The organism is Marinobacter sp. UBA2688 (assembly GCF_002352785.1).
Lineage (GTDB): Bacteria > Pseudomonadota > Gammaproteobacteria > Pseudomonadales > Oleiphilaceae > Marinobacter > Marinobacter salarius.
Map to the genome: position 1 here is coordinate 324,273 of NZ_DELU01000023.1, position 3,778 is coordinate 328,050.

Genomic DNA, 3,778 nt, shown 5'->3' on the forward strand with positions numbered 1-3,778 from the left:
GTTCCGCCTGCCGGTAGCCCCAACTGAATTTCGGTATCGTCTTTCTGATAGGAGACCAGCAGTGTCAGGGTGTCCTGATCGGTCAGTTTCAGGGTCATGGACGGTGCAAAGTAAAGCCGGTCGTCCGGCACGCTGTCGGTCTGGGTATCGGATCGCCGGCTCAGGAACACCATGCGCCCCAGCACCTTGCCATCATCGGTCATCGCACCGGAAATATCAGCGGATACCTGTTTGCGGTCATGGGTGCCGTAGCTCAGGTTTACCTGGCCCTGATCGGTCTCAGTGGGACGCTTGCTCACCAGGTTCACCAGTCCGCCCGGCACGTTCTCACCGTACAGTACGGAAGTGGGGCCCTTGAACACCTCAACCCGCTCAAGCCCGAAGGGCTCTGCCGAGGTGGAGTAGGCGTTGGGCTGAACCCTGAGGCCATCGCGGTAGGTACCGTAGCCGTAGTCGCGCTGGTTCATACCGCGAATATAGAAAATGTCACCGGCAAGACCATCACCGACCGGGAACTTGGTCGAGGAAACACCCGGCATGTAGTAGAGAATATCGGACAACGTCTGGGCATTCTGGTCTTCGATGCGCTCCCTGGTAGCAACGGAAACCGACCGCGGTGTTTCAGCCAGCGGCGTGTTCGTCTTGGTCGCCGTCAGGCTTCGTTCCGCCTCGTAGCCATAGTCAGGTCCCTGCGGCCCTTCCCTCTCAGCGGTGACCTGAATTTCCTCGAGTTCCGTTGCGTTATTCTCGTCCTGGGCAAAGGCGTGGCCAGAGGTGCCTACTGCAGCCGCAAGCAGACTGATTCGGAAGGCGGATAAGCCGTTTTCCTTAAACGTCATAACTGATTCCCTACTGAATGTGACAAAAGCGCCAAAACCCGGCGCCTTACCTGAAGCTGAAGCTATCTTAAGTATATTTAATTTTAAACTCAACGATAACAATTCCTATTTACATTAGAAAATGCGTTATATTCAATGCCTGTTAAGGCCTAACCCACTGGTTCGCCTGAACGCCCCACTTTCATACCATCGGCTCCGACCGTGGAATTGGAGTTCGCTTCCAACGAACGGGGCATCGATTCAAGAAATTCCGGATGGCGTACAATTCCCAGATGGTGAGTATCGATCCACACCGAGCTGGCAGGTTTGCAGCCGATAAAGGCGGTCAGTAGCGCTTCTGCATTGTCATTGCTCTCTGGTGACTGCTTTGCCCACCACGCATGCACTGGCGCCCGAAGTGGTTTGACCCGTTCATGGGCCCTTGCCAGCCGGCGCATATGCCTTTCCACATCCAGCAATTGCTGCCACTCATCCTGGGCGACGCCCTCAGGGGATGATTCGGGATTGTTTTCGACGGACCGGTGGCCAGCCCCGGGGATATAACCATCGATCAGGCCGACCCAGGCCACTTCCCTGCCCAGGCGCTCCAGCAGGCTCGCCATTTCCAGCACTAGCGCACCACCCATGGACCAACCAAGGAGGTAGTATGGCCCCTGGGGTTGTAGCGCCAGCATCTCCTTCACGTAGTCCCTTGCCATCGCGGCCAGTGACCGGTCGCGCCAGCTTGAATCAAGAATCTGTCGATTCTGAAAACCCCAGACCGACCAGTCGCCCGCCAATCGTGAGGCAAGCGGATAGTAGCCAACCACCGTGCCGCTGACCGGGTGCGGACAGAATAGTTGCGGTGCTGTCCCACGCGACTCTGAAAGACGAATCAGAGGATTCAGCTTACCCGCCGACGGCCGCTCGGCCTCCGCCGGTAATGCCTCCGATGTGCCGGCCACCAGGGTTTCCAGAGCCAGGCCAATCGCTCTCATCAGCCGCTGGACGTTGGAAGCCTGATATCGCTGACCACTGTAGCGACAACTGAGCGTCAACTGCCCCTGATAGACCTGGCCGTTTATTTCCAGCTCCCGCCCGAGGGGCGCATCGGGGTCCACCAACTCACCCGCCGACTCCGGCGCCAATCTAAAACGACCGCTCGCAAGGGTGTCGTCAAACTGACCCAGGTAATTGAATGCCAGGTCCGGTTCCGGCAGGCGTTTCAGACGCGAACGGGTTTTAGGGTCGCCCAGGTATCGAAGGGCACCGTATCCGAGTCCCTTGCCCGGAATCCCGGCACGCAGATGGCGGGTCGCGTCTAGGGTTAATAACGGATTGCCTGTGGGTTCGAGCTGAACCGGATACAGGCTGGTAAACCAACCCAGTGTGCGGCTCAGATCGAGGGCTGCATCGTCGGTTTCCCGGCCATGACCCTCTACGGCGACGATGGGTCGCTGCAGACCACCCCATGCCCGCAGCCCCTCCGCCAGGGCAGCCAGCATGACATCGTCCATGCCCGCCTCAAACGCCGCCAGGGTTTGACGGAGCAACGTTCGGGTTTGACCGGCGGACAGGCTCCACTCGCAGAGTTCCTCATACCGTGTCGCCCGGCTGCCCGCCGGATTGTCCACCGGCCAGGGCTCAGGGGCAGTGGAAAAACGTTCCCAATACGCCAGTTCCTGCTGCCATGCTCCCTGATCGGCACGCTCGCGGAGGTGATTGGCCCAGGACTGGAAAGTAGCGCGCGGTAGCCGAGCATCAGTTGCCCTTCCCTCGGCAACCTGCCGGTAGGCTTCGCCGAGATCGTCCAGGAGAATCCGCCAGGAGACACCGTCAACAATCAAGTGATGGGCGCTGACCAACAGTCGCTGCCCACCGTCCGGAAGTGTCATCAGCACAATGGCTGCAAGGGGGCCGTTCTCGAGATCGAAACTGCGCTGTATTCGGTCACAAGTCGTCGTCACCAAACCCTCGTCTGGCAGCACCACGACACTGAAAAGCCGGTCCACGGACTCTGTAGCCCGGTAGTTTCCATACCAGACATCCCGTTCACGGTGGAAGCCCAGGCGGAGGACATCGTGGTGTTCGATCAGCGCCGCAACCGCTCGCCGCAGCAGTTCCTCGTCAAGCGGGTGAATGACCTCAAGCAATACCGACTGGTTCCAATGGGAATAATCAGGCAGAGGCTGCTCGAAAAAATGGGCCTGAATCGGTGTCAGTGGCACAAGGCCTTCGGCCCTTGCAGTTTCGGAGGCTGACGTCGTTATCGGCTCCAAAGCAGCGGCCAACTCCGAGAGTCGCGGTTTCAGGAACACGGTTTTCGGTGTCACTTGCCAGCGCAACTGACGCAAACGGGTGATCAGCTCCAGGGACTGGATGGAATCACCACCCAGCTCGAAGAAACTGTCATTCCTGCCGACCTCAGCCGCTCCCAGCATTGCGGCCCACAGTTCGGCCAGCAGGACCTCGCGCGCGCCTTCTGGCCTCTGATGCTGTTTCGTTCGCGAGACAGGCTCTGGCAACGCATTACGATCCAGCTTGCCATTGGGCAGCTTGGGCAGTTCCGCCAGGGTGACCACGTGCGACGGCACCATGTACTCCGGCAATTGCTCCCGTAGCTGTGTCTTGATGGCACGCTCATCCAACCCCTCACCAGACACATAACCTACCAGCCGCTGACCGGCCGCAGTATCTTTCACAACCGCCAGGGTGTCTTTCACCCCCTCGCAGCCCTTCAACGCCGACTCCACTTCCCCGATCTCGATCCGGAAGCCCCGCAGTTTCACCTGCTGGTCCATCCGCCCCAGGTATTCCAACTGACCCTCCTGGTTCAGTTTCACCCGGTCACCGGTACGGTAAAGACGCTCGCCGGCCCGGAAGGGGTTGGGTACAAAGCGTTCCGCGGTGATGTCCGGGCGGTCCAGGTAGCCCCGTGCCAGGGCGCCACCCAGGTAGAG

The 3,778-nt window shown here is 59.5% G+C and carries 2 protein-coding genes; both read right to left on the minus strand.

Annotation, left to right across the window (positions count from 1 at the left end; all coding sequences use genetic code 11):
* The coding region (locus B3M52_RS13145; RefSeq protein WP_286749660.1) for a TonB-dependent siderophore receptor at positions 1–839 on the minus strand (839 nt) is incomplete at its 3' end.
* Between the two features lie 149 nt (positions 840–988).
* The coding region (locus tag B3M52_RS13150) for a condensation domain-containing protein (RefSeq protein WP_286749661.1) at positions 989–3,778 on the minus strand (2,790 nt) is incomplete at its 5' end.